We start from the raw sequence: 24182 nt of genomic DNA, 5'->3' as shown, positions 1-24182 counted from the left end.
GTGACCGTCGAACACGCCCATGAGGCCGACCGGGAGTTCCACGGTCACGATTTCCGCGACGAGGATCTGAGCGGGCTGCGCACCGAGCGGGTGGTCTACACCGAGTGCGACTTCACCGGTGCCGACCTGTCCGACTCCGAGCACACCGGCTCGGCGTTCCGCAACTGTACGTTCCGTCGGACATCGTTGTGGCACAGCACTTTCCGGCACTGCAGTTTCCTCGGCTCGACGTTCGTCGAGTGCCGGATGCGGCCGCTGACGCTGGTCGAGGTGGACTTCACCCTCGCGGTGCTCGGCGGTATGGACCTGCGCAAGACCGACCTGTCGGATTGCCGGTTGCGGGAGACCAGCCTGGTGGGCGCGGATCTGCGCGAGGCGGTGCTGGCGCGGGCCGACCTGTCCGGTGCCCGTGTGCAGAACGCCCGATTCGACGGCGCCGACCTGCGCGGCGCGCGGGTCGACCCGACGTTCTGGACGACCGCGAAGCTGCGCGCAGCCAAGGTCGACATCGAGCAGGCCATCAGGTTCGCCGCCGCCCACGGCCTCGATATCGGCGGCTGAAAACGCGTCGGCGCTGGTCAAAAAACCGCACGGGGAAGGGTGTTTGACCGCATAGCCGGAAAAGTCGCTTTGTCGATGCGCAAAAAATTAGCGTCGGTGGCAGCCGTCAAATGAAAGGACCCTCGATGACCGCCACCGTCGCCGCAGCCCCCGCCGAACTGGAACCGGCCTACGCACAGACGATCTCCGCGACACTGCCGTTGGTCGGTGCCCACATCGACGAGATCACCACGGAGTTCTACCGCCGCATGTTCGGCGCGCACCCCGAACTGCTGCGCAACCTGTTCAACCGCGGCAACCAGGCCCAGGGCGCCCAGCAGCGCGCGCTCGCGGCGTCGATCGCGACGTTCGCCGCCCACCTCGTGGACCCGCAGTTGCCGCACCCGGCCGAACTGCTCTCGCGTATCGGGCACAAGCACGCGTCGCTCGGTGTCACCGCTGACCAGTACCCGATCGTGCACGAGCATCTGTTCGCCGCGATCGTGGAGGTGCTCGGTGCCGACACCGTGACCGCCGACGTGGCGGCCGCGTGGGACCGGGTGTTCTGGATCATGGCCGACACGCTGATCGCGCTGGAGCGTGACCTGTACCGCGCGGCCGGCGTCGCCGACGGTGACGTGTACCGGCGGGCCACCGTGGTGTCCCGGGTCGACGACCCGTCCGGCGCGGTGTTGATCACCGTGCGTCCCGAGGGTAAGCCGTTCGTCAACGTGCTTCCCGCCCAGTACGTCTCGGTGGGCGTGACGCTGCCCGACGGCGCCCGCCAGCTGCGCCAGTACAGCCTCGTCAACGTTCCCGGGTCCGACGAGCTCACATTCGCGGTCAAGCCCGTCGCCGCGGGCACCGACCAACCCGCCGGTGAGGTGTCGTCGTGGATCGCGGCCAACCTGTGCGTCGGCGACATCCTCGACGTCACGGTGCCGTTCGGTGATCTGCCGGCTCCCGACGGCGGCGCCCCGGTGGTGCTGATCTCGGCGGGCATCGGCGTCACCCCGATGGTCGGCATCCTGGAGCACCTGGCCGCGGCGGCGCCCCAGACGGTCGTGCACGTGCTGCACGCCGACCGCAGCGATCAGGCGCATCCGCTGCGGGAGCGTCAGGCCGAGCTGACCGAGGCGATGCCCAACGCGCGTCTGGACCTCTGGTACGAGGACGGGGTGACCGCCGGGCTGTCCGGTGCGCACGCCGGCCTGATGAACCTCGCAGGCATCGCGCTGCCCGCCGACGGGCACGTGTACCTGTGCGGCAGCAACGGTTTCGCGCAGGCGGTGCGGGCTCAGCTCGCCGAGCGGGGCGTGCCCGCCGAGCGGGTGCATTGCGAGCTGTTCTCGCCCAACGACTGGCTGCTGGGCTGACCGGCGGTCAGGGCACGCCCGTACCGACCGCACGCGTCACCAGATTCGCGATGATGCGGCAGTACTCGGGACCGATCGTGTCGTTGGAGTACAGCGCGTAGGTGTGCAGCGGCGAGGTGAGCAGCTGCAGCGCGACGACGGGTTTCACATCGTCGCGCAGCTCACCCCGTTCGGCGGCGCGGCGGAAGATCGCTTCGACCATCTCCCGCCGCACCGTCCAGAACCGGCCCCGGGTGCTCGGATCGACGGCCTCGGCCTTGCTGTCGATCACCAGCATGCGCGAGATGCGCCGCCCCATCGGCTCGTTCAGGTACCCGGCCAGAGCCAGCGCGAGAGCGGTCAGGTCGCCGTGCAGGGAACCGGTGTCGGGCAATTCGATCATCGTCCGGCTGTAGCTCATCAGCGCTTCGGCGATCAGTTCCTCTTCGCTGCCCCATGTCTGACGGAGGTAGTCGGGACTGAGCTTGGCGCGCAGCGCCACCCCTTCGAGGCGGAAGCGGTCCACGCCCCAGTGCTGCACTTCCTCCAGCGCCGCTTCGATGGCGGCTGCGCGCTGCGACCCGTCGGTGTCCGACAACTCGATCCCCCCTACATCCCCGAGGGCCGAGCGTACGGAAGTCAGCGGAAACTGCCGACGGAATCAGCCATTTCAGCCAGCTGATTTAAGCCGGATCCGCCAGCGCACGAAGCCGAGGTAGGCCACGCTGATCAACACCAGCATCCCCATGTCGAACAGCCAGGCCCCGGAGGTGTGCTCCCAGTGCCGGTCCTGCGGGGTCAGCGGTCCGGGCACCAGCCGGATCAGGTCGACGGTCGACGCCGACGCGGCGAAGCCCCAGCGGGCCGGGGTGAACCACGACATCTGGTCCAGCACAATGCGGTCGGTCACCGGGATCATGCCGCCGGAGAACACCAACTGGCTCATGATCGCGACCACGAGCAGCGGCATGATCTGCTCAGCGGACTTGGCCAGCGCCGACAGTGCGAGACCGACCATCGCCGCGGCCACACACGTCACCGCGATATCGAGGAACAACTCGATGCTGCGGTTGCCGAGCACCGCGCCGCTGTCGACCGCGCCCGGCCCCCAGCCCTTGCCAAGGATCGCGATCGACGTGACGATCGCGGCCTGCACGATCGCGAACGCGGTGAACACCACCACCTTGGCCAGCAGGTAGGCCGACGTGGACAGGCCGACGGCCTGTTCCCGGCGGAAGATCGCGCGCTCGCTGATCAGGGCACGGATCGTCAGCGCGGTGCCCATGAAGATCGCGCCGACGTTGAGCATGACCAGGATCTGGCCCGGTTCGTTGGGTGCCTCGCCGCCCTCCATCGCGGTCTTCGGGACGCCGAATCCGACATCGCCGGGCACCGACAGCGACAGCACGCCCATGATGAACGGCAGCAGCATCAGGAACGCGAAGTACCCGCGGTCGGAGATGACCAGCCGGATCTGGCGGCGCGCGATCGTCGAGAGCTGCCGTCGCAGGCTGGTCCGGGTCGGGTTGCCGAGTTCGGACGGGGTGAGCGCTGCGGGCTGGGGCGGCGGCGGCCCGTGCTGGGCCAGGTACCGCGCAGCCGCCGCCTCGGGATCGCCGGCGACGGAGCTGAAGATGTCGGCCCAGTTCGTGGTGCCCATCGCCGGGCCGATCTGGCTGGGCGGGCCGTAGAACGCGGTCTTACCGCCCGGCGCCAGCAGCAGCACCTGGTCGCACACGTCGAGGTAGGTCAGTGAGTGGGTCACCACGAGCACGACGCGGCCCGCGTCGGCGAGCTGGCGCAGCATCGTCATGACCTGCCGGTCCAGCGCCGGGTCCAGACCCGAGGTGGGCTCGTCGAGGATCAGCAGCGACGGGCCGGTCAGAAGCTCGAGGGCGACCGAGGCGCGCTTGCGCTGACCACCGGAGAGCTTGTCGACGCGGGTGTCGAGGTGCTTGGTCATCTCGAGCTCTTCGAGCACCTCGTTGACGACCTTCTCACGGTCGGCCTTGGTGGTGTCCGGCGGCAGCCGCAGCTCGGCGGCGTACATCAGCGCCTGGCGCACCGTCAGCTGGCCGTGCACCACGTCGTCCTGCGGCACCATCCCGATCCGGGAGCGCAGCGACGCGTACTCGGCATGCACGTCGTGGCCCTCGAACGACACCTGCCCCGTGGTGGGGTGGGTGTAGCCGGCGACCAGCCGGGCGAACGTCGACTTGCCCGCGCCCGACGGGCCGATCACCGCGGTCAGCGTGCCGGGCCGCGCCGACATCGAGATGTTGTCGAGCAGCGTCTTGTTGTTCTCGATGGTCCACGTGACGCCGTGCACGTCGAGGCCGCCGGTCGCGGTCGCCGCCGCGGTCTCGGTGCGGCGCACCAGCGTTCCGTCGCGGAACAGCAGGTCGACGTTGCCGATCGTGACGGTGTCACCCTCGTTGAGCATCGCGCTGTCGACCCGCGACCCGTTGACGAACGTGCCGTTGATGCTGCGGTTGTCGCGGATCTCGGCGCCGGCGGGCGTCGGGATCAGTGTCGCGTGGTGGCGTGAGGCCAGCACGTCGGGGATGACGATGTCGTTGTCGCTGGCGCGACCGATCTTGATGGATCCGGCGGGCGCGTCGGCGGGCTTGCCGGGTCGCAGGATGCGCAACATGCTCGTCGCGATGTTGTCGCCGCCGCCCGAGCGGGGCGCGGCCGCGGGCCCCATCACGGTGACCGGATCCATCGACGGCGACGAGATGGGCTGCGGGGCCGGGGCGGGCCGCGACGGAGCGGTGTGCGGCGGCGCGACCGGCGGCGGGGGCACCGGCGGCGCCGGGTACGTCGCCGACGTGTGCGGCCGCTGGTACGGGCCGCTGGACGGTCCGGTCTGCGGGCGCTGGACCGGGGGACGCCCGGTCGGGCGGGGCGCCGCGGGCATCGCGGTCGTCGGCGGGGTGCCCGCCGATCCCTGGTGGCGGCCCACCTCGAAGGTCAGCAGCGGTCCGTCGGGATTACCGATGTGCAGTTGCCCGCCGTCGTTGATGTCAACGGCAGGCACCCGCCTGCCGTTGACGTACATGCCGTTGAGGCTGCCGTTGTCGATCGCGATCCACCGGCCCTGATCGAAGCGCAGCACGAGGTGCGCGCGCGAGATCAACGGGTGGGCGATCCGGACGTCGGCCCGCAGATCCCGGCCGACGACGACGTCGTTGCCTGCCGCGAACGTGTGGGTGGATCCGTCGTAGCGAACGGTCAGGGCAGGGGATCCTGGGCGGGTCACGGAGCCGCTCCGGCGGCGACATTAAACATCGCGCCCAACTCTAACGGTAGCCGGGTTTCCGTGACGTCGCCGCCTGATGGTGTAGGCGATCTGTTGCGCCGCCGTTATCTGGCTGTGCTTCACGGTGCGACACGCCCATGCTGTACCGGTGCCGGTGACCAGGTTGCGCGTGTGCCTGTGGTGACGTCGAAAAAGACTGCGAGAGCACCGGATATCGCGTGCCGCTGGCATCGGTGGGCACGGTGTTCGGCGGCCGGTCGGCGGGGGCGACGCATTTTAGATGAATTTCTCTATTTTATGGTGGAGAAATGCCGCGGCCTGCCCGATACACCGTCGATGTCCTGCTTGATACCGCCGCGGAACTGCTCGCCGCCGAAGGGCCTGCGGCCGTGACGATGTCGGCGGTGGCTCGCAACACCGGTGCGCCCAGCGGCTCGGTCTATCACCGGTTCCCGACGCGCGCGGCGCTCTGCGGTGAGCTGTGGGTGCGCACCGAGGAACGATTCCAGGAGAAGGTGCTCGACGCGCTGTCCAGCGACGGCGACCCGCAGCAACGCTGTGTCGACGGGGCTTTGCGCGTCCTGCAATGGTGCCGCGAGAACCCGGTCGAAGCGCACGTGCTGCTCGCCGGCCCGCACGAACTCGGGATGGGGGAGTGGCCCGACTCCATCGCCGCACGCCGGAAACGCTTGCAGCGCAAGTTGCGCAAGGTGCTCTCCGACCTGTCCGACGACAACGGCCGGGTCACCGCCGCGATCATGGATGTGCCCACGGCGATCGCGCGGCGCCACTTCCGGGCGCGTCAGGCCATCCCGGCCGGCGCCGACGACATCGTCGTCGACTGCGCCAGGGCACTCATAAGCCCGAACTAACCGGCTTCTGGGTTCCCGGCATCCCGGTGCGCACACAGTAGGTGTGGTTGTAGATCGTCGGCATGCACAGGTTGCAGTGGTCGCAGATCGACTTCACGCTGCTGTCGGCCTTGATCCGGTTCAGCAGGTCGGGTTCGGCGAGCAGTGCGCGTCCCATCGCGACGAAGTCGAAGCCCTCGGCCATCGCGCGGTCCATGGTCTCGCGGTTGGTGATACCGCCGAGCAGGATGATCGGCAGCGTCAGCTCCTCGCGGAACTTCTTCGCGTCGCGCATCAGGTAGGCCTCTTCGTACGGGTACTCCCGCATGAACTTCTTGCCGGTCATCCGCATGCCCCACGACAGCGGGGGCTTGAAGTTGCGGGCGAACTCCTTGATCGGCGCGTCGCCGCGGAACAGGAACATCGGGTTGAGCAGTGAGCTGCCTGCCGTCAACTCGATCGCGTCGAGGCCGCCGTCCTCCTCCAGCCACTTCGCGGTCTGCAGCGACTCCTCGATCGGGATGCCGCCGCGCACGCCATCGGACATGTTCAGCTTCGCGGTGACCGCGATCTGGTCGCCGACCGCCTCCTTGACCGCCAGCACCGCCCCGCGGGCCACCTTGGCACGGTTGTACAGCGACCCGCCGAACTCGTCGGTGCGCCGGTTGATCAGCGGGGACAGGAACGAACTAGCGAGGTAGTTGTGGCCGAGATGGATCTCGACCGCATCGAAGCCGGAGTCGATGGCCAGCCGCGCCGCGTTCGCGTGGGCCTCGGTCACCTCGCGGATGTCGTCCGCGGTCGCCTTCTTCGCGAACCGCATCGACAGCGGGTTGAAGAACCGCACCGGCGCCAGCGCCGTGGCCTTGTTGGTCCTGGCGTTGGCGACCGGGCCCGCGTGGCCGATCTGCGCGCTGATCGCCGCGCCTTCGGCGTGCACGGCGTCGGTGAGCCGGCGCAGTCCCGGCACGGCTTCCGGGCGCATCCACAGCTGCCAGCCGTCGGTGCGGCCACCCGGCGCCACCGCACAGTAGGCGACCGTCGTCATGCCCACTCCGCCCGCGGCGGGCAGTCGGTGATAGGTGATCAGATCCTCGGTGACCAGCGCGTTGGGGGTCGAGGCTTCGAACGTGGCGGCCTTGATGATGCGGTTGCGCAGCGTCAGCGGACCCAGCTTGGCCGGACTGAACACATCATGCGGGACTGTCATGTCGCAGAGCTTGCCACGGTTGCTGACAGAATGATGCGCGTGGGTGCGATTACTTTGGACGGCAAGGCCACGCGCGACGAGATCTTCGTCGACCTCAAAGAGCGTGTCGCGCGTCTGACCGACGCGGGCCGCACGCCCGGGCTCGGAACGGTGCTGGTCGGCGACGATCCGGGGTCGCAGGCCTACGTCCGTGGCAAGCACGCCGACTGCGCGAAGGTCGGCATCAACTCGATCCGGCGTGACCTGCCCGTCGACATCACCCAGGCCCAGCTCGAGGACACCATCGACGAGCTCAACGCGAACCCCGACTGCACCGGCTACATCGTGCAGCTGCCGCTGCCCAAGCACCTGAACGAGAACGCCGCGCTCGAGCGCATCGACCCGGGCAAGGACGCCGACGGACTGCACCCGACCAACCTGGGCCGCTTGGTGCTCAACGAGCCCGCGCCGCTGCCGTGCACCCCGCGCGGCATCGTGCACCTGCTGCGCCGCTACGAGGTCGAGATCGCCGGCGCGCACGTCGCCGTGATCGGCCGCGGTGTCACCGTCGGGCGTCCGCTCGGGCTGCTGCTGACCCGCCGCTCCGAGAACGCGACGGTGACGCTGTGCCACACCGCGACGCGGCATCTGCCGGAGATCACCCGCGAAGCCGACATCATCATCGCCGCGGCGGGGGTGCCGCACATGGTCACCGCCGACATGGTGCGACCCGGTGCGGCCGTGGTCGACGTCGGCGTGAGCCGTGACGAGGCGGGCAAGCTCGTCGGCGACGTGCACCCCGGCGTGTGGGAGGTGGCCGGGCATGTGTCGCCGAACCCCGGCGGGGTCGGGCCGCTGACCCGGGCGTTCCTGCTGACCAACGTCGTCGAGCGGGCCGAAGCGAGCCGATGAGCGCGTTCGCGCGCAGGCTGCTCAGCGCGCAGTGGCCGATCCTGGTGGTCGGGCTGTTCCTGCTCGCGGCGTTCGCACTGGTCGCCGCGGGGTACTGGCGGCGCGGGGCGCTGGTCATGGCGATCGGGGTGGCCGTCGCGGCGGGTCTGCGGCTGTCCCTGCCCGACGACCGGGTCGGGCTGCTCGCGGTGCGCACCCGCACCGTCGACGTCGTCACCACCGCATCGGTCAGCGCGGCGATGCTCTACATCGCGTGGACGATCGACCCGCTCGGCACCAGCTGAGCGGCGCTGCCGTCTCGCGAAAGTGCTTCCAGGGTCGTGGAATTCGTGCGATCGCGACCCTGACTGCACTCTCGCGAGAAATTCAGTGGATCCGCGATACTCGATCGGCCACGATGGCCTGGTGGCTGCCCAAGGACCTCACGGCGGCGCACTGGGCACGGCTCTTCGCGTTGGCTGACCCGCGTGCTCGCGAAAGTGCATCCAGGGTCGTGAAATCCCCGCGTTCGCGACCGTGAGCGCACTTTCGCGACGAACTGCCGCTGTCAGGCCAGCGTGGCCCGCACGCACACCGTCACGTACGGCAGCGCGAGCCCGCTGCTGTTGGCCAGCGCCGGGTGGGTGGCCAGCAGCTCGCGGACCCGATCCAGCGTGCGGGTGCGCACCCGCTCCGGTGAGGTGATGCAGTAGGAGCGCGACGCGACCAGGTCGATCAGCGCCTGCGGGGTCAGGTAGCTCGTCCACTCCACCTGGTGGCGTTCGACGTCGGCGAACGGGGCGGGCAGCTGCACCGACTGGCTCCACGGATCGACCTCGTGGCCGATGATGTTGCCGAGATCCTTGACCCAGCCGGATCTTTCGTCGCGGTTGTTCCACACCAGGCCGAGCCGGCCGCCGGGCCGCAGCACCCGGGCGATCTCCTTGACCGCGCGGGACTCGTCGAACCAGTGCCAGGCCTGGGCCACCAGCACCGCGTCCACGCTGTTGTCGGGCAGCGGGATGTCCTCGGCGGTGCCCAGCAGCGCCGGGGTGTCGGGCAGCGATGAGCTCAGGAGCTCCAGCATCTCCGGGATCGGGTCGACCGCGACGACGGCGAGTCCGCGCTCGACGAGCCGGGTGGTCAGCTTGCCGGTGCCCGCACCGAGGTCGAGCACATCGCGGGCGCCGTCGGGCAGCAGCCAGTTGATCGCCTCCGGCGGGTACGACGGCCGGCCCCGCTCGTAGGCCGCCGCCTCCGCGCCGAACGACAGTGAGCGCCGGTCGGGCTGGCCGTTCACCGCCTCGCTCACTTGCCTGCCAGCTCCAGCGTCCGGCGGATCAGCTTGCCAACGGCGTCGGTCTCGACCAGGAAGCCGTCGTGGCCGAACTCCGAGTCCACTACGTCCAGGCCGTCGCAGCCGGGCAGCAACTCGGCGAGCTCGGCCTGCAGGCGCAGCGGATACAACCGGTCGGAGGTGATCCCGCCGACCACCGTCGGCACCGGGCAACCCTGCAATGCGGCCGCGACACCCCCGCGTCCGCGACCGACGTCGTGGCGTGACAGCGCGTCGGTGAGCGCGACGTAGGTGCCCGCGTCGAAGCGCGCCAACAGCTTTCGGCCCTGGTATTCCAGATAGCTCTGCACCGCGTAGCGCCCGCCGGTGACCGGGTCCTCGCCGGGCTGGGCGTCGTTGCTGAACCGCTCGTCGAGTTCGGCCTCGCCGCGGTAGGTCAGATGCGCGAAGCGCCTGGCGATCTCGAGTCCGGTGCCGGGGGAGCGTCCGGTGCCGTGGTAGTCGCCGCCGCACCAGTTCGGGTCGGCCTTGATCGCGGCCACCTGGGTGCTCTGCGTGCCGATCTGGTCGGCGGTCGCGCGGGCCCCGACCGCAAGCACCAGCGCCGCGCGCACCTTGTCCGGGTAGGTCACCGCCCACTCCAGTGCCCGTGCACCGCCCATCGACCCGCCGATCACCGCGGCCACCTCGGTGATGCCGAGGCGTTCCAGCGCGGCGACGTCGGCGGCCACCTGGTCGCGTACCGAGATGGCGGGAAATCTTGAGCCCCACGGCTTCCCGTCCGGCGCGATGGAGCTGGGGCCGATCGATCCGCGGCAGCCGCCGAGCACGTTGGTCGAGATCGCGCACCACTTGTCGGTGTCGATCGGCGCCCCCGGGCCCGCGACGCCGTCCCACCAGCCGGGGGTCGGGTGATCCGGTCCGGCAGGCCCGGTGACGTGCGAGTCGCCGGTGAGGGCGTGCAGCACGACGACGACGTTGTCGCGCTCGGGCGACAGTTCACCCCAGCGCTGCACCGCGATGAACGCGTCCTCGATGACCTCTCCGTTTTCGAGGGTCAACCGACCGATCTCGACGATGCCGATCTGCCCTTCGGGCGGCAGCGCCACACGGTCGCTATGAATCAGATCCACAATGGTCACGAACGCTATCCCTAGAACGACGCAACGGCGCTCGGGTCCGCTTTGGCGGCAAAGGGTTTCGCCGCGGCAAAGCCCTGCTCGAGGTCGGCGAGGATGTCGTCGATGCCTTCGATGCCGACCGCCAGACGGATCAGGCCCGGGGTGACACCGGTGGCGAGCTGCTCGTCCGGGGAGAGCTGCTGATGGGTCGTCGATGCCGGATGGATCACCAGCGAGCGCACGTCGCCGATGTTGGCGACGTGGCTGTGCAGGCTCAGGGCGTCGACGAACGCTTTGCCCGCTTCGATGCCTCCGCTCAGCTCGAACGCCAGCACCGCACCGGTCCCCTTGGGGGCCAGCTTCTTTCCGAGCTCGTACCACGGAGACGACGGCAAGCCTGCGTAGTTCACCGACACCACGTCCGGATGGGCCTCCAGGAACTCCGCGACCCGCTGGGCGTTCTGCACGTGGCGTTCGATGCGCAGGCTCAGCGTCTCCAGGCCTTGGGCGATCAGGAACGCGTTGAAAGGTGCTGCGGCCGAACCGAGGTCGCGCAGCAGCTGCACGCGGGCCTTGAGCGCGTACGCCGGCGGGCCCAACTCGGCGAACACCACACCGTGGTAGCTCGGATCCGGCTCGGTGAAGCCGGGGAAGCGGCCGTTGGTCCAGTCGAAGGTGCCGCCGTCGACGATCACGCCGGCGATCGCGGACCCGTGCCCACCCAGATACTTGGTGGCCGAGTGCACGACGATGTCGGCACCGTGGCTCAGCGGCTGGATCAGATACGGCGTGGCGATGGTGTTGTCGACGATCAGCGGGACGCCGACCTCGTGCGCGACGCCTGCGACACCGGGAATGTCGAGGATGTCGATTTGGGGATTCGAGATCGTCTCGGCGAAGAACGCCTTGGTGTTCGGCCGGGCCGCGGCGCGCCACGAGTCCAGGTCGTCGGGGTTCTCGACGAACGAGACCTCGATGCCGAGCTTGGGCAGCGTGTAGTGGAACAGGTTGTAGGTGCCGCCGTAGAGCCGCGGTGAGGACACGATGTGATCGCCGTTGTTGGCGATGTTGAGGATCGCGAACGTCTCGGCGGCCTGCCCGGAGGCCAGGAACAGCGCTGCCACACCGCCTTCGAGCGCGGCGATGCGCTGCTCGACGACGTCTGTGGTCGGGTTCATGATCCGGGTGTAGATGTTGCCGGGTTCGGCCAGCCCGAACAGTGCGGCGGCATGGTCGGTGCTGTTGAACGTGTAGCTCGTGGTCTGGTAGATGGGCAGGGCCCGAGCGTTGGTCGCGATGTCAGGGGTCTGCCCGGCGTGCACCTGTTTGGTCTCGAAAGCCCATGCGGCACTGCGGTCGGGTTCGGTCATCGACGTGCTCCTCCATGAAACTGGGGCCCGTTTCACGGCGGACCCGCGCTTGCCTTATAGCCGTCGTCGGCTACTCAACCTGGTCGTCTCCCGGGGCACCCCACCGCGGTTGGAGGGTTGCCGGCCAGCTAGCCGGGGCTTGTCGCTGGCACTCATGACCGCAACGAACTGTATCTCACCCAGCGCCGACGCTGCCACCAGGCTTCGAGGCGTGCTGGTCGACGAACCCGGCGATCAACTCGCTGATGGTGTCCGGGGTCTCCAGCATCGGGATGTGGCCGACCCCGTCGAGCCGCACCACCCGGGTGTCTTTCGGCAGGTGGGTCAGGAAGTAGCGGTTGCCGCGCGGGGTCGGGAACACCCGGTCCTTCTCGCAGAGCACGAGCTGGGTCGGGGCGCCGAGGCGGGCGAGCTCCAGGAGTCCGGGCAGCCGCAGGGTCTTGACCAGCAGTTGCACGTAGGCGCTGCAGTGGGTGGCGTCTTCGACGAGGAGCTCCAGGTCGGCGTCGGTCGGCCCGTCGGCCGGTCCGCTGACCGGCAGGGTGGCCAGCCGCCGGGCGCCGGGTAGACGCAGGATGCGCGGTCCCAGCAACCGTGCGGCGATCAGCGCGGGACCGCCCATCACGAACTTCAGCACGGTCTCGTACTTCGACACCGAGTGATGGCCCCACCCTCCGGCCGGCGCGATCGCGGTCAGGGTGCGGGCCCGTCCGCGGCGTTCCAGCTCGAAGGCGACCCACCCGCCGAGCGAGTTGCCGACGATGTGCGCGGTCTCCCATCCCAGCTGGTCCATGCGCTGCTCGATGTCGTCGACGAGCATCTGGGTGTGCAGCATCCAGGTCGGGGACTTGGGCCCGCCATGGTGGCCGAGCATCGTGGGCGCGTACACCTCGAAGCGGCCGGTGCCGGCCAGCTGGGCGGCCACCGAACGCCACACGTTCTGTGAGCACAGGAACGGGTGCAGCAAAAGGACGGGTTCGCCGGAACCGGCGTGGATCGGCTCTCGTGGTGCCATCCCGCCGACGATAAGGCGATACCGCCGGTACCGCAAGGAACGAGTCACCCGGCTCCGTTAGGGTCTGCGGACGTGACGCGTCCCGTAACGGTTAGCACCATCAACGTCAACGGCATCCGCGCCGCGGTCAAGCAGCGCTCCCCGGAGAACCTCGGGATGCTGCCGTGGTTCAAGGAGACCGCCGCGGATGTGGTGTGCCTGCAGGAGACCCGCGCCGACGACGAGCAGTTGCGTGACGCGCTGGCGCCCGTGCTCGCCGACGGCTGGCAGCTGGCGTCGGCCGAGCCGTCGATGAAGGGCCGCAACGGGGTCGCGGTGCTGTCCCGATTCCCGCTCGAGGACGTCCGGATCGGTTGCGGGGCAGACGAGTTCGCCACCCACGGCCGCTACGTCGAGGTCGACACCGCCGGGATCACGGTGGCCAGCGTCTACTTCCCGACCGGCGAGGCCGAGACCGAACGCCAGCTGGAGAAGGAACGGTTCATGGTCGCGGTCTCGAACCGGATGGCGACGCTGCTGGGCCGCGCGTCCACCGACGGTGTCGAGGCGGTGCTGTGCGGCGACTGGAACATCGCCCACACCGAGAACGACATCAAGAACTGGAAGGGCAACGTCAAGAAGGCCGGGTTCCTGCCGCAGGAACGGCAGTGGCTGACCGAGCTGCTGGGCACCGGCTGGGTGGACGTGGTGCGCCGCGCCCATCCCGACCAGGCGGGTCCGTACGCGTGGTGGTCCTGGCGCGGCAAGGCGTTCGACAACGACGCCGGCTGGCGCATCGACTACCACCTGGCCACACCCGGCCTGGCCGCCCGTGCCTCGTCGGTATTCACCGAGCGCCCCGCCGCCTACGCGTTGCGCTGGTCGGACCACTGCCCGGTCACGGTCTGCTACGGCTAGCAGCCCTGCCGGTTCGGGGCGCCATCGGCGGCGCCGTCGATCGCGCCGCGGACCACGTCGTGCACGCGCGGATCCCAGGTCAGGCCGGTCTCCCAGGGCAGTCCGGCCTCGTTGGAGACGTAGATGCTGTGGGTGTCGGCGAATGTGAAGCACTGCCGGTGCGGCAGCACCCGGTCGCTGACGTCGACCGCCAGCGCGCTGGTCGCGGCGACGATGCCGTCGTTGGGCCACACGGTCGGGTTCGCCCCGGCCGCGGGTGCGCTGAACCGGTCACCGGCGATCAGGGTCACCGGGATCCCGTCCAGCACGCCGGCCTGGTATTCGTTCCAGCCGTCGGGTCCCATCAGGTAGGCCTGGTTGACCTCGCGCCCCGAGCCGGACATCAGCCGGGTCACTTCGGCCTTCATCCCGTCCATCGCGACCTCGCAGAACCGGTCGCCGAGGCAGTCCGACTTCGGGGTGATGCCGTTGGCGTAATCGGACAGGTAGGAGCCCTGCCAGGGGGTGCCGACCGTCGTCAGCGACCGGATCCGCAGCGGCGAGCCCAGGCTCTGCAGCACGCGGAACGCCGCCCGGGAGTAGAGCCCGCCCATCGAGTGGCCGACTACGTCGATGTCGGTGACGCCGTGGGTGTCGCGCAGATAGGTGAGGAATCGGGCGAGGTGCTCACCGGCGGTGTCGATGCTGCCGGTCGAGTTCACGGTCATGTTCTCCGGCAATGTGACCGGGCAGTCGCCGAACGCGCCGAAGCCGTCCTGGTCCACGACGGGGCCGCGGCCGGCCATCGCCGGGGAGGTGAAGACCCGGTAGCCGTGGTCGAGCAGATCCCGGCGCAGCGCGGTGTCGGTGTTACCGGCGGCCAGCCCCGACGCGCACGACTGCTCCGGGGTGGTGAACGGGCTGGTCGCATTGCCTCCGGACACGACGACCACCGCGCGGCCCGCGGGTTGCGGTGCACTGTGGGCGGTTCCGGCGCCGACCATGGACGCCAGCATCGCGCCGGCGAGGACGATGGCACCGACGGGCGAGTAGCGCACGGGACCCCCTGATCAAGATCAATGACTCGCCGGAATGGTAGCCGGGCGGCACGCGAACACCCGGGATTGAGGCTTTGAGAAGATGGGTGTCACCATGAGCAACTCAGCCAGGCCCGTCGTCTTCTCGGGCGCGCAACCCACCTCCGACTCGCTGCACCTGGGCAACGCCCTGGGAGCGGTCAGCCAGTGGGTGAGCCTGCAGGACGGTTACGACGCCTACTTCTGCGTCGTCGATCTGCACGCGATCACGGTCCCGCAGGATCCCGCCACGTTGCGTAAGCGCACGCTCGTCACCGCCGCGCAGTACCTGGCGCTGGGGATCGATCCGGACCGGGCGACGGTGTTCGTGCAGAGCCATGTGCCGAGCCACTCCGAGTTGGCATGGGTGCTGGGGTGTTTCACCGGATTCGGGCAGGCGTCGCGGATGACGCAGTTCAAGGACAAATCGCAGAAGCAGGGTGCGGACTCGACGACGGTCGGGTTGTTCACCTACCCGGTGCTGATGGCCGCCGACGTACTGCTCTACGACACCGAACTGGTGCCGGTCGGGGAGGACCAGCGGCAGCACCTCGAGCTCGCGCGCGACGTCGCGCAGCGCATCAACGCCCGGTTCCCGGACACCTTCGTGATCCCGGAGGCGATGATCCCGAAGGCCACCGCGAAGATCTTCGACCTGCAGGACCCGACGGCGAAGATGAGCAAGTCCGCCGAATCCGACGCCGGGCTGATCAGCCTGCTCGACGAACCGGCCAAGACGGCCAAGAAGATTCGCTCGGCGGTCACCGACAGCGAGCGCGAGATCCGCTTCGACCGGGAGGCCAAGCCCGGGGTGTCGAACCTGCTGACCATCCAGTCGGCGGTGACGGGCACCGACATCGCCACGCTCGTCGACGGGTACGCCGGGCGCGGCTACGGGGACCTGAAGAAGGAGACCGCCGAGGCGGTGGTCGAGTTCGTCACCCCGATCAAGACCCGGGTCGACGAGTTGCTCGCCGATCCGGCGGAACTGGAGCGGGTGCTGGCCCGCGGCGCCGAACGTGCCCGCGAGGTGTCTGGGAAAACGTTGCGCCGGGTATACGACCGGTTAGGGTTCCTAGCGTCTCAATAGCTGCGTCTCGATAGCTCCATAGGAACAGCCACATAAGGGGGTCGGATGACAGCGCAGCCCGCCACCGCCGACCCCGAGGAGAAACCGGGCTTCGTGGACCGGTTACGGGCCCGGATGCCGTGGTTCGACCATGTGATGCGCGCCCAGCAGCGCTACAACGACGCCAAGGGCGACTTCTACGCCGCGGGCATCACGTACTTCACGATCTTCGCGCTGTTCCCGCTGTTGATGCTCGGGTTCTCGGTGGGCGGTTTCGTGCTGGCCAACGAGCCCGAGCTGCTGCAGCAGGTGGAGGACCGGATCAGGTCGACGTTCAGCAGTGAGCTGGGTCAGCAGCTCGTCACCCTGATGGATTCGGCGATCGAGTCGCGCGGCGCCGTCGGCATCATCGGGTTGGCGACCGCGGCATGGGCCGGGCTGGGCTGGATGGCGAATCTGCGTGAGGCGCTGAGCCAGATGTGGGGGCTGTTCCGCGAGGAGGCCGACGGCTTCGTCAAGACCAAGCTGTCGGATCTGGTGGCCCTGGTGACGACGTTCGCCGCGATCCTCGTCACGCTCGTGCTGTCGGCGCTGGGGAACTCCTCGGTGCTGGAGAACGTGTTGAACTGGATGGGTTTTCCCGATTCGCCGGTGCTGACGGTGGTGCTGCGATTGTCGTCGATCACGGTGTCGGTGCTGGTGTCGTGGCTGCTGTTCACCTGGATCATCGCCCGGCTTCCGCGCGAGTCGCTCAGCTTCCGCAGCAGTGTGCGCGCGGGGCTGATCGCGGCGGTCGCGTTCGAGGTGTTCAAGCTGGTCGGTTCGATCTACCTGCGTTCGGTGCTGACCGGGCCGGCGGGGGCCACGTTCGGTCCGGTGCTCGGCCTGATGGTGTTCGCGTACATCACGTCTCGGCTCATCCTGTTCTCGACGTGCTGGGCGGCGACGGTTCCGGAGAACATGCGCGAGGAGGAGATCCCCGCTCCGCCACCGGCGGTCATCAACAACCGCGTGATCGCCCGTCCGGGACTGCAGATCTGGCAGGTGGTCGCGGCGGCGACGGCGGGAGCACTTGGCGCGCTGAGCTTCTCGCGGCGCCGCCGCTAACGCACCGGCCTGCGGTTCAGTGCCCGGGCGCCCATGATCAGGCTGAACACGATGACGGCGCCGATCACCCCGACCCCGACCCGTACCGGCATCGCGTCGACGTCGGGCAGCACCGCGCTCGCATTGTTCTTCGACAGGGTCGCGGCCGCGGGGTCCTCGACGGTGCCCCCGAGCGACGGATCCGGTTCCACCAGAGAGCCGACCTTGGTGCCCGGCGCGGTGGTGAACCCGTAGTCGAGCAGTCGCGCGGCCTGCTCCCATGGCGCGATCGGCTGCCGCGTACCGCGCAGCAGCACCGCGACCAGACGCCTGCCGTCGCGCTCGGCCGCGCCGACGAACGTCTGCCCGGCGTCGTCGGTGAAGCCCGTCTTGCCGCCGAGCGCGCCCGGATAGTTGGCCAGCAGCTTGTTGTCGTTCTCGATCGGGTATCCGGCGCCGTCGCGGCCGGGGAACTGCGTCGATCGGGTCGCGACGATGTCGGCGAACACCGGGTTCTGCCACGCGTAGCGGTAGAACAGCCCGATGTCGTAGGCCGATGTGCTCATTCCCGGGCCGTCGAGACCCGACGGGGTGGCGACGCGGGTGTCGCGTGCGCCGAGCTTGCCGGCCAGTGAGTTGATCTTGTTCAGGGCGGTGTCCATGCCGCCCATCTGCATCGCCAGCGCGTGGGCCGCGTCGTTGCCCGAGTACATCATCAGACCGTGCAGCAGGTCGTTGACGGTGTAGACGCCGCCCTCGCCGACACCGACCTTGGTGCCCTCCTGCGCCGCGTCCTCGGGGGTGCCGGGCACGGTCTTCATCAGCGGCAGGTCGCGGATCGCCTGCATCGCGGTCAGGACCTTGATGATGCTCGCGGGCCGGTGCCTGCCGTGCGGATCGCGGGCGGCGATCACGTCGCCGGTGTCGAGGTCGGCGACCAGCCAGGCCTCCGCCGAGACGTCCCCGGGGACCGGCGGGGCGCCGGGCGCGGTGATGACGCCGCAGCCGGACAACGCGTCGCCGCCCATCGGCTTGGCGGGCACGGGCAGCGGTCCGGGCGTCGGGTCACCCGGCTTCGGCACCTCTGACGCGTCGACCGCGGGTGGCGTCGTGACCCGGTACGGGCAGGGGGCCACGGCGGGGTCGGGCTGGGCGGCCGCGACCGGGGCCAGAACCAGCATCGACGATGTGACCAGCGCAGATGCGCGCAGAAGGGCTGTGCGTATGGTCGCCATGATCTGCGCAGATTAAGCGATCGAACGGGTCGGGGCGGGGAGCCACGCGGTGACAGCTGGGGTCAGAGTTTCAGCTGTGACTCGGCTGGACTGGCTAGGCTGGGTCCCTCCCGGCGTTAGGACTGGAATGTTCTTCCTTGTTCTCGGTTCGATCCTCGCGCTGATGCATCTGTACGTCTGGAAGCGGACCGTCAAGGACACCACCCGGGGCCGGGCCCGCCTGCTGGCATCGGGTCTGCTCGTCGCGCTGTTGCTCCTGCTGATCGCGGCGCTGGTGGTGCCACGCGTCGCCGACGTCACCGCATCGCGCTGGGTGGCGTGGCCCGGCTACCTGTGGTTCGGCCTGCTGTTCTACCTGGTCCTGGCGCTGCTCGTGCTCGAACCGGTGCGGCTGATACTGCGCAGGCGGATACCGGCCGACGAGCCGCCGGTAGATGGACCGCCGGCGGACGAGCCGCCGGTGGACCCACCCGCGCCGGACCGCCGGTTGTTCCTGGCGCGCACCGCGGCGGTGACAGCCGGCGCGGCCGCCGTCGGGTTGACCGGCTTCGGGGCCGCGCGGGCGCTGGGCGCACCGGACGTGCTGCGGGTTCCGGTGCGGATGCCGCGACTTCACCCGGCGTTCGACGGGTTCCGTATCGCGGTGGTGTCCGACATCCACCTCGGACCGCTGCTCGGCCGCGCGCACACCGAGCGGATCGTGCGGATGATCAACGAAACCGAGCCCGACCTCGTCGCCGTGGTCGGGGATCTGGTCGACGGCACCGTCGAGGAACTCGGCTCGGCCGCCGAACCGCTGAAGGACCTGGTGTCGCGCGAGGGCTCCTTCTTCGTCACCGGCAACCACGAGTACTTCGTCGGCGACACCGCGGAGTGGCTGCGTGAACTGGACCGCTTCGGGCTGAACGTGCTGCGCAACGAGAACACCCGGATCTCCCGCGGCGGCGCCGCGTTCGATCTGGCCGGCGTCAACGACGTCGCGGGTGCGTCGCGCTCGGATCCACCCGACTTCGACGCCGCACTCGCCGGGGTGGACCCCACCAGCGCGACCGTCCTGCTCGCCCATCAGCCGATCCAGGTCGCCGACGCCGCCGACCGCGGGGTGGATCTGCAGTTGTCGGGTCACACCCACGGCGGCCAGATGTGGCCGTTCCACTACCTCGTCGAGCTCGCACAACCGTCGCTCGGGGGATTGTCGCAGGTCAGGGACACCCAGCTGTACGTCACGCGCGGCGCGGGGTTCTGGGGTCCGCCGCTGCGGATCGGTGCGCCGCCCGATATCAGTGTGTTGTCGCTGAAACCGGCGATCGACGTTTAGCCGCGCTTCCGGGTGGGCATTTTCTCAGCAACTTCACGGACTGCGCTGAGCTCCACGCTCAGGCGCGGGCAGGACTCTTGAAGAACACATTCGGTTCATGAGAGGGGCGTTGATGATGACGACGAATACAGGCGCCGTTGTTATTCGACTCGACACCCATCCGGCCTTCCATGCGCCGGACCGCCGTTCGCGAGAGTTCGAAGAAGCCATGCGCCGGCACCCGTCCTACCAATCCCGCGTGATGACGCCGCCTCTTCAGGTGGTGTAGCCGCGCGGCACGGGGGGCGCTCCTGGTGGTGGGGGCGCCCCTCTTGTGTGTCCTCACCCGAACAGCCGGGCGCTCTCCTCGCGCATCTCGACCTTGCGGATCTTGCCGGTCACCGTCATCGGGAATTCGTCGACGATGTGCACGTAGCGCGGGATCTTGTAGTGCGCGAGCTTGCCGGTCGCGAACTCGCGCACCGCGGCCGCATCCAGCGGGCGCCGACCCGGCCGCATCCGTAACCACGCGCACAGCTCTTCGCCGTACCTCTCATCGGGCACGCCGACCACCTGGGCGTCCTCGATGTCGGGATGGGTGTACAGGAACTCCTCGATCTCGCGGGGGTAGATGTTCTCGCCGCCGCGGATCACCAGATCCTTGATCCGGCCGACGATGTTGCAGTAACCGTCCGAGCGCATCACCGCCAGATCTCCGGTGTGCATCCACCCGTCCGCGTCGACGGCCTCGGCGGTCTTCTCCTCGTCGCGCCAGTAACCCAGCATCACCGAATAGCCCCGGGTGCAGAACTCCCCGGGGGTGCCGCGCTCGACGACGTCCCCGGTCTCCGGGTCGACGATCTTGATCTCGACGTGCGGATGTACCCGCCCGATCGAGGAGGTGCGGCGTTCGAGGTCGTCGTCGAACAGCGTCTGGCATGACACCGGGGACGTCTCGGTCATCCCGTAGGCGATCGACACCTCCGCCATGTTCATGTCCTCGACGCAGCGTTTCATCACCTCGACCGGGCACACCGCGCCGGCCATGATGCCGGTGCGCAGCGACGACAGATCCCGATCGGCGAAATCGGGATGGTTCTGCATCGCGATGAACATCGTCGGCACGCCGTAAACCCCCGCGCACCTTTCCTTCTCGATCGCGTCCAGGGTCAGTCCGGCGTCGAAGGCCGGTGCCGGGATCACGATCGTCGCGCCGTGCGTCGTGCACCCGAGGTTGCCCATCACCATGCCGAAGCAGTGGTAGAACGGCACCGGGATGCACAGCTTGTCCCCGGCCCGCAGGCGGATCTGTTCGGTGACGAAGAACCCGTTGTTGAGGATGTTGCGGTGCGACAGCGTCGCGCCCTTGGGGAATCCCGTTGTGCCGGAGGTGTACTGGATGTTGATCGGGTCGTCGTTGGACAGCGCGGCACCGCGGCGCCGCAACTCGGCGTCGTCGACGTCGGATCCCCGCGCGCGCAGCGTGTCCCAGTCCTCGGTGCCGATGAACAACACCGTCGCCAAGGTGTCGACGTCAGGGCGGACCTCGTCGACCATCGCGACGTAGTCGGAGGTTTTGAACTGCGTCGCCGAGATCAGCGTCGAGACGCCGGACTGCTCCAGCACGTAGCGCAGTTCGTGGGTGCGGTAGGCCGGGTTGATGTTGACCAGGATCGCCCCGATCTTCGCCGTCGCGTACTGCGCGAGCGCCCATTCGGGGCAGTTCGGTGACCAGATGCCGACCCGGTCGCCGCGGTCGACCCCGAGGGCGATCAAACCCTTGGCCACCGCGTCGATCTCGGCGTCGAGTTCGGCGTAGGTCCAGCGTCTGCCGGTGGCGACGTCGACGAGCGCGTCGAGGTCGGGGTGGGTGCGCGCGATGCGCTCGAAGTTCGCCCCGATCGTCTCCTCGAGGATCGGGATGTCGGTCGGGCCTGCGTCGTAGGACTCGGTCACGGTGTCTCCTTACTCAGACCAGGTCCTCGTAGCGGTATTCGGTGTCGATGCCCTGGCCGGTCCGATGCGCGGATTCCTCGCGCTCACGGAGCTCGACACGACGGATCTTGCCCGAAATGGTCTTGGGCAGGTCGAAGAATTCGACACGGCGCACCTTCAGATACGGGGCGAGGTGGTCGCGGGCGTACTCCAGGATCGCTTTCGCGGTGTCCCGGTCGGCCGACCAGCCGTCGGCCAGCGCGACGTAGGCCTTCGGAACGGCCAGCCGGGTGTCGTCGGGCTGGGGGACCACCGCGGCCTCGACCACCGCGGGATGCTCGATCAGCACGCTTTCCAGCTCGAACGGCGACACCTTGTAGTCCGAGGATTTGAACACGTCGTCGGTGCGGCCGATGTAGGTGATGTAGCCGTCGGCGTCGCGGCTCGCGACGTCGCCGGTGTGGTAGTAGCCGCCGTGCATCACCTGCGCGTTGCGTTCGTCGTCACCGAGATAACCGGTCATCAGGTTCAGCGGTTTGCGACTGAGATCGAGGCAGATCTCGCCCTCGTCGGCGAGCTCACCGGTCAGCGGGTCCACCAGCACCACCGGCACCCCGGGCATCGGGCGGCCCATCGAACCGGCTTTGACCGGCTGGCCCGGGGTATTGCCGATCTGCAGCGTTGTCTCGGTCTGGCCGAAACCGTCGCGGATGGTCAGCCCCCACGCACGTTCCACCGCGCTGATCACCTCGGGGTTGAGCGGTTCGCCCGCACCGAGCACTTCACGCAGCCCGGCGGGCCGCTCCCCGAGGTCGGCTTGGATCAGCATGCGCCACACCGTCGGCGGCGCGCAGAACGTGTTGACCCCGGCCCGGCGCAGCTGCCCGAGCAGCGCGGCCGCGTCGAAGCGCGCGTAGTTGTAGACGAAGATCGTCGCCTCGGCGATCCACGGTGTGAAGAAGCAGCTCCAGGCATGCTTGGCCCACCCCGGAGCGCTGATCGCCAGGTGCACGTCACCGGGCCGCACGCCGATCCACGCCATCGTCGTCAGATGGCCGACGGGATAACTGATCTGGGAGTGCTCGACGAGCTTGGGCTTGCTGGTGGTGCCGGAGGTGAAGTACACCAGCAGCGGGTCGTCGGTGCAGGTCTGCGGAGCGTGGGGGCGGGCCTCGGCGGCGTCGGCGTCGCTGTAGGGACGCCAGCCGTCGACCGGGGCGCCGACGGCGATGCGGACGTAGTCGCCGTCCACCTCGGCGAACTTCGGCGCGTCGGTGGCGTTGGCGATCACGAACCCGGCCCCGCCGCGGCGGATCCGGTCGGCCAGATCCGCCGGGCCCAGCGCGCCGGTCGTCGGCATGATGACCGCGCCCAGCTTGGCGACCGCGAGCATCGACTCCCACAGCTCGACCTGGTTGCCGAGCATCAGGATGACCCGGTCGCCCTTGCCGACGCCGAGGCCGCCCAGCCAGGTCGCGACCTGGTCCGAGCGGCGGGCCATCTCGTCGAAGGTGACCTTCAGTTCGCGGCCGTCCTCCTCGACGATCCACAGCGCGACGCCGTCGTTGCCGCGGGCGATCGCGTCGAACCAGTCGGTGGCCCAGTTGAACGGGCCGGTGACCCGCGGCCACTCGAAGGTCTCCACGGCCTTGTCGTAGTCGGCCATGACGGTGACCAGGTGGTCGCGGGCGCTGCGGAGGGTGTCGAGGAGATCGGTGTTGCTCGCCATGCCTAATAGGATCTAGGTCACACTCGTCCGTCCACTACCCCCGAAAGTGGGTACCGCCCGATGTCCGCCGTATCGCCGCTGCTGCGACCCCGCGACGGGGATGCGTTACGCGCGGAACTGCGGCGGGTGGCGGCCCTCGGCGGCGTTCCGGTGCTGTTCGGCGGCGAGGTGCACGAGGACACGCTGCTGATCAGCGAGTACCACGGTCTGAGGACCGGGGGATTGCGCGGGCTGGCGGTGCGGTCGAACTCCGGTCTCGGCGGCGCCAGCATGGTCGCGGGCCGGCCACTGGCGGTCGCCGACTACCGCAACGCCGCGTCGATCACCCACGACTACGACGGCCCGGTGCTCTCGGAAGGCATCCAGTCGGTGCTGGCGGTGCCGGTGCTCGTCGACGGCCGGGCCCGGGCGATGCTCTACGGCGCCTACCGCACCGGCGCGCCGTTCGGTGGGCGCGCCGCCGATCTGGTGGTCGAATCGGCGCGCCGGCTCAGCGAGGAGTTCCGCATCCGCGACGAGGTGGATCGTCGGCTGCGGCTGCGCGAAGCCCATCAGGTCAACGCGGGGCAGGTCGGCGCAGAGCAGATCCGGGAGGTGCACGCAGAGCTGAGGTTGCTCGCGGTCACCGCCCCGCCGGAGCTGCAGGACCGGCTGCGGGCGCTGGCCGACACCCTGATCGGTGCCACCGACGACGCCGAAACCCCGGTGCTGACACCGCGGGAACTCGACGTACTGGGCCAGGTCGCACTCGGCTGCACCAACACCGAAGCCGCGCAGCGCCTTTCGCTCAAAACCGAGACCGTCAAGAGCTACCTGCGCAGTGCGGCAACCAAACTGGGCACCCACACCCGCTACGAGTCGGTGTCGAAGGCGCGCCGGCTGCGTCTCATCCCCTGAACATGGCGAAGGGGCACCTCCAGCGGGGGGATAGGAGGTGCCCCTTCGGGTTCCACACGGTCCGCCGGGGGAAGCGGACGTCTTCGGGGTT

22 protein-coding genes and 1 riboswitch are annotated in these 24182 nt (G+C 69.1%); of the genes, 11 read left to right on the top strand and 11 right to left on the bottom strand.

Annotated features, from left to right (window positions below; genetic code table 11):
- On the top strand, positions 1–561 hold the full coding sequence (locus tag BST38_RS23025; RefSeq protein WP_083145806.1) for a pentapeptide repeat-containing protein: 561 nt from the start codon (positions 1–3) through the stop codon (positions 559–561).
- A gap of 125 nt (positions 562–686) precedes the next feature.
- Positions 687–1916: a globin domain-containing protein gene (locus BST38_RS23020; protein WP_083145847.1), complete on the top strand. Its 1230-nt coding sequence runs from the start codon at positions 687–689 to the stop codon at positions 1914–1916.
- 7 nt (positions 1917–1923) lie between these two features.
- Here the strand turns inward: BST38_RS23020 and BST38_RS23015 are convergent, their stop codons facing one another.
- The gene (locus BST38_RS23015; RefSeq protein ID WP_083145805.1) at positions 1924–2493 is read right to left on the bottom strand and encodes a TetR-like C-terminal domain-containing protein; all 570 of its coding nucleotides are present in this window, start codon (positions 2491–2493) and stop codon (positions 1924–1926) included.
- A gap of 72 nt (positions 2494–2565) precedes the next feature.
- Positions 2566–5157, bottom strand: a complete 2592-nt coding sequence (locus BST38_RS23010) for an FHA domain-containing protein (protein ID WP_083145804.1) — start codon at positions 5155–5157, stop codon at positions 2566–2568.
- A 308-nt stretch (positions 5158–5465) separates the two neighbouring features.
- On the opposite strand from BST38_RS23010, the gene BST38_RS23005 reads away from it, so the two are divergent.
- Positions 5466–6029: a TetR/AcrR family transcriptional regulator gene (locus tag BST38_RS23005; protein ID WP_083145803.1), complete on the top strand. Its 564-nt coding sequence runs from the start codon at positions 5466–5468 to the stop codon at positions 6027–6029.
- Here the strand turns inward: BST38_RS23005 and BST38_RS23000 are convergent.
- On the bottom strand, positions 6013–7218 hold the full coding sequence (locus BST38_RS23000) for an NADH:flavin oxidoreductase (protein WP_083145802.1): 1206 nt from the start codon (positions 7216–7218) through the stop codon (positions 6013–6015). The two genes, BST38_RS23005 and BST38_RS23000, sit on opposite strands and share 17 nt — an antisense overlap.
- A 39-nt stretch (positions 7219–7257) precedes the next feature.
- Between BST38_RS23000 and BST38_RS22995 the strand changes: the two genes are divergently transcribed.
- Together BST38_RS22995 and BST38_RS22990 are read left to right on the top strand one after the other, a co-directional pair.
- Entirely contained in the window at positions 7258–8109 is an 852-nt protein-coding gene (locus BST38_RS22995; RefSeq protein ID WP_181792007.1) for a bifunctional methylenetetrahydrofolate dehydrogenase/methenyltetrahydrofolate cyclohydrolase, read from the top strand.
- On the top strand, positions 8106–8393 hold the full coding sequence (locus BST38_RS22990; RefSeq protein ID WP_083145800.1) for a DUF3017 domain-containing protein: 288 nt from the start codon (positions 8106–8108) through the stop codon (positions 8391–8393). Before BST38_RS22995 ends, BST38_RS22990 begins: the two co-directional genes overlap by 4 nt.
- A 263-nt stretch (positions 8394–8656) precedes the next feature.
- On the opposite strand, the gene BST38_RS22985 is transcribed toward BST38_RS22990, so the two are convergent.
- The 4 genes from BST38_RS22985 to BST38_RS22970 all read right to left on the bottom strand — a co-directional run bounded on the left by BST38_RS22985 (position 8657) and on the right by BST38_RS22970 (position 12891).
- Positions 8657–9388, bottom strand: coding sequence for a class I SAM-dependent methyltransferase (locus BST38_RS22985; RefSeq protein WP_083145846.1), 732 nt, complete (start codon positions 9386–9388; stop codon positions 8657–8659).
- Between the two features lie 8 nt (positions 9389–9396).
- Complete coding sequence (gene metX / locus BST38_RS22980; protein ID WP_083145799.1) at positions 9397–10527, bottom strand: homoserine O-acetyltransferase MetX; 1131 nt, start codon at positions 10525–10527, stop codon at positions 9397–9399.
- Between the two features lie 11 nt (positions 10528–10538).
- Positions 10539–11876, bottom strand: coding sequence for a bifunctional o-acetylhomoserine/o-acetylserine sulfhydrylase (locus tag BST38_RS22975; protein ID WP_083145798.1), 1338 nt, complete (start codon positions 11874–11876; stop codon positions 10539–10541).
- Positions 11877–11916: 40 nt separating this feature from the next.
- Positions 11917–12036: riboswitch (SAM riboswitch) on the bottom strand.
- A gap of 15 nt (positions 12037–12051) precedes the next feature.
- Entirely contained in the window at positions 12052–12891 is an 840-nt protein-coding gene (locus BST38_RS22970; RefSeq protein WP_083145797.1) for an epoxide hydrolase EphH, read from the bottom strand.
- Positions 12892–12963: 72 nt separating this feature from the next.
- Here BST38_RS22970 and BST38_RS22965 point away from each other — a divergent pair, with 72 nt between their 5' ends.
- Positions 12964–13788, top strand: coding sequence for an exodeoxyribonuclease III (locus BST38_RS22965; RefSeq protein WP_083145796.1), 825 nt, complete (start codon positions 12964–12966; stop codon positions 13786–13788).
- Here the strand turns inward: BST38_RS22965 and BST38_RS22960 are convergent.
- On the bottom strand, positions 13785–14783 hold the full coding sequence (locus tag BST38_RS22960; protein WP_083145845.1) for an esterase/lipase family protein: 999 nt from the start codon (positions 14781–14783) through the stop codon (positions 13785–13787). The two genes, BST38_RS22965 and BST38_RS22960, sit on opposite strands and share 4 nt — an antisense overlap.
- 136 nt (positions 14784–14919) lie before the next feature.
- On the opposite strand from BST38_RS22960, the gene trpS reads away from it, so the two are divergent.
- Entirely contained in the window at positions 14920–15933 is a 1014-nt protein-coding gene (trpS, locus tag BST38_RS22955; protein ID WP_083145844.1) for a tryptophan--tRNA ligase, read from the top strand.
- 45 nt (positions 15934–15978) lie between these two features.
- Positions 15979–17019 carry an inner membrane protein YhjD gene (gene yhjD, locus BST38_RS22950; protein ID WP_083145795.1) on the top strand — a complete coding sequence of 347 codons (1041 nt, stop codon included), beginning with the start codon at positions 15979–15981 and terminating at the stop codon, positions 17017–17019.
- On the opposite strand, the gene BST38_RS22945 is transcribed toward yhjD, so the two are convergent.
- Positions 17016–18233, bottom strand: coding sequence for a D-alanyl-D-alanine carboxypeptidase family protein (locus BST38_RS22945; protein WP_083145794.1), 1218 nt, complete (start codon positions 18231–18233; stop codon positions 17016–17018). The two genes, yhjD and BST38_RS22945, sit on opposite strands and share 4 nt — an antisense overlap.
- Before the next feature lie 127 nt (positions 18234–18360).
- Between BST38_RS22945 and BST38_RS22940 the strand changes: the two genes are divergently transcribed.
- The gene (locus BST38_RS22940) at positions 18361–19551 is read left to right on the top strand and encodes a metallophosphoesterase (RefSeq protein ID WP_083145793.1); all 1191 of its coding nucleotides are present in this window, start codon (positions 18361–18363) and stop codon (positions 19549–19551) included.
- A 97-nt stretch (positions 19552–19648) separates the two neighbouring features.
- Positions 19649–19819, top strand: coding sequence for a hypothetical protein (locus BST38_RS29445; protein ID WP_165761630.1), 171 nt, complete (start codon positions 19649–19651; stop codon positions 19817–19819).
- A gap of 53 nt (positions 19820–19872) precedes the next feature.
- On the opposite strand, the gene BST38_RS22935 is transcribed toward BST38_RS29445, so the two are convergent.
- On the bottom strand, positions 19873–21486 hold the full coding sequence (locus tag BST38_RS22935; RefSeq protein ID WP_083145792.1) for an AMP-binding protein: 1614 nt from the start codon (positions 21484–21486) through the stop codon (positions 19873–19875).
- A gap of 13 nt (positions 21487–21499) precedes the next feature.
- Positions 21500–23194, bottom strand: coding sequence for an AMP-binding protein (locus BST38_RS22930; RefSeq protein ID WP_083145791.1), 1695 nt, complete (start codon positions 23192–23194; stop codon positions 21500–21502).
- Between the two features lie 60 nt (positions 23195–23254).
- On the opposite strand from BST38_RS22930, the gene BST38_RS22925 reads away from it, so the two are divergent.
- A complete protein-coding gene (locus BST38_RS22925; RefSeq protein WP_083145790.1) occupies positions 23255–24091 on the top strand; it encodes a helix-turn-helix transcriptional regulator in 837 nt (278 codons plus the stop codon).
- The last annotated feature ends 91 nt before the right edge of the window (positions 24092–24182 follow it).

Source organism: Mycolicibacterium parafortuitum (assembly GCF_002086815.1).
GTDB lineage: Bacteria > Actinomycetota > Actinomycetes > Mycobacteriales > Mycobacteriaceae > Mycobacterium > Mycobacterium parafortuitum.
Note: the sequence above shows the minus strand (reverse complement) of the source record. Positions and strands in the feature narration are given on the sequence as shown.

What these genes read in the sequence shown, in the direction of transcription:
- BST38_RS23020 (WP_083145847.1), top strand. Translation starts at nt 687, where the DNA reads ATGACCGCCACCGTCGCCGCAGCCCCCGCCGAACTGGAACCGGCCTAC.
- BST38_RS22960 (WP_083145845.1), bottom strand. Translation starts at nt 14,783, where the DNA reads ATGCTGGCGTCCATGGTCGGCGCCGGAACCGCCCACAGTGCACCGCAA.
- BST38_RS22945 (WP_083145794.1), bottom strand. Translation starts at nt 18,233, where the DNA reads ATGGCGACCATACGCACAGCCCTTCTGCGCGCATCTGCGCTGGTCACA.
- BST38_RS22940 (WP_083145793.1), top strand. Translation starts at nt 18,361, where the DNA reads ATGTTCTTCCTTGTTCTCGGTTCGATCCTCGCGCTGATGCATCTGTAC.
- BST38_RS22970 (WP_083145797.1), bottom strand. Translation starts at nt 12,891, where the DNA reads ATGGCACCACGAGAGCCGATCCACGCCGGTTCCGGCGAACCCGTCCTT.
- BST38_RS23005 (WP_083145803.1), top strand. Translation starts at nt 5,466, where the DNA reads ATGCCGCGGCCTGCCCGATACACCGTCGATGTCCTGCTTGATACCGCC.
- BST38_RS22925 (WP_083145790.1), top strand. Translation starts at nt 23,255, where the DNA reads ATGTCCGCCGTATCGCCGCTGCTGCGACCCCGCGACGGGGATGCGTTA.
- yhjD (WP_083145795.1), top strand. Translation starts at nt 15,979, where the DNA reads ATGACAGCGCAGCCCGCCACCGCCGACCCCGAGGAGAAACCGGGCTTC.
- BST38_RS23000 (WP_083145802.1), bottom strand. Translation starts at nt 7,218, where the DNA reads ATGACAGTCCCGCATGATGTGTTCAGTCCGGCCAAGCTGGGTCCGCTG.
- trpS (WP_083145844.1), top strand. Translation starts at nt 14,920, where the DNA reads ATGAGCAACTCAGCCAGGCCCGTCGTCTTCTCGGGCGCGCAACCCACC.
- BST38_RS22975 (WP_083145798.1), bottom strand. Translation starts at nt 11,876, where the DNA reads ATGACCGAACCCGACCGCAGTGCCGCATGGGCTTTCGAGACCAAACAG.
- BST38_RS22990 (WP_083145800.1), top strand. Translation starts at nt 8,106, where the DNA reads ATGAGCGCGTTCGCGCGCAGGCTGCTCAGCGCGCAGTGGCCGATCCTG.
- BST38_RS29445 (WP_165761630.1), top strand. Translation starts at nt 19,649, where the DNA reads ATGAGAGGGGCGTTGATGATGACGACGAATACAGGCGCCGTTGTTATT.
- BST38_RS22930 (WP_083145791.1), bottom strand. Translation starts at nt 23,194, where the DNA reads ATGGCGAGCAACACCGATCTCCTCGACACCCTCCGCAGCGCCCGCGAC.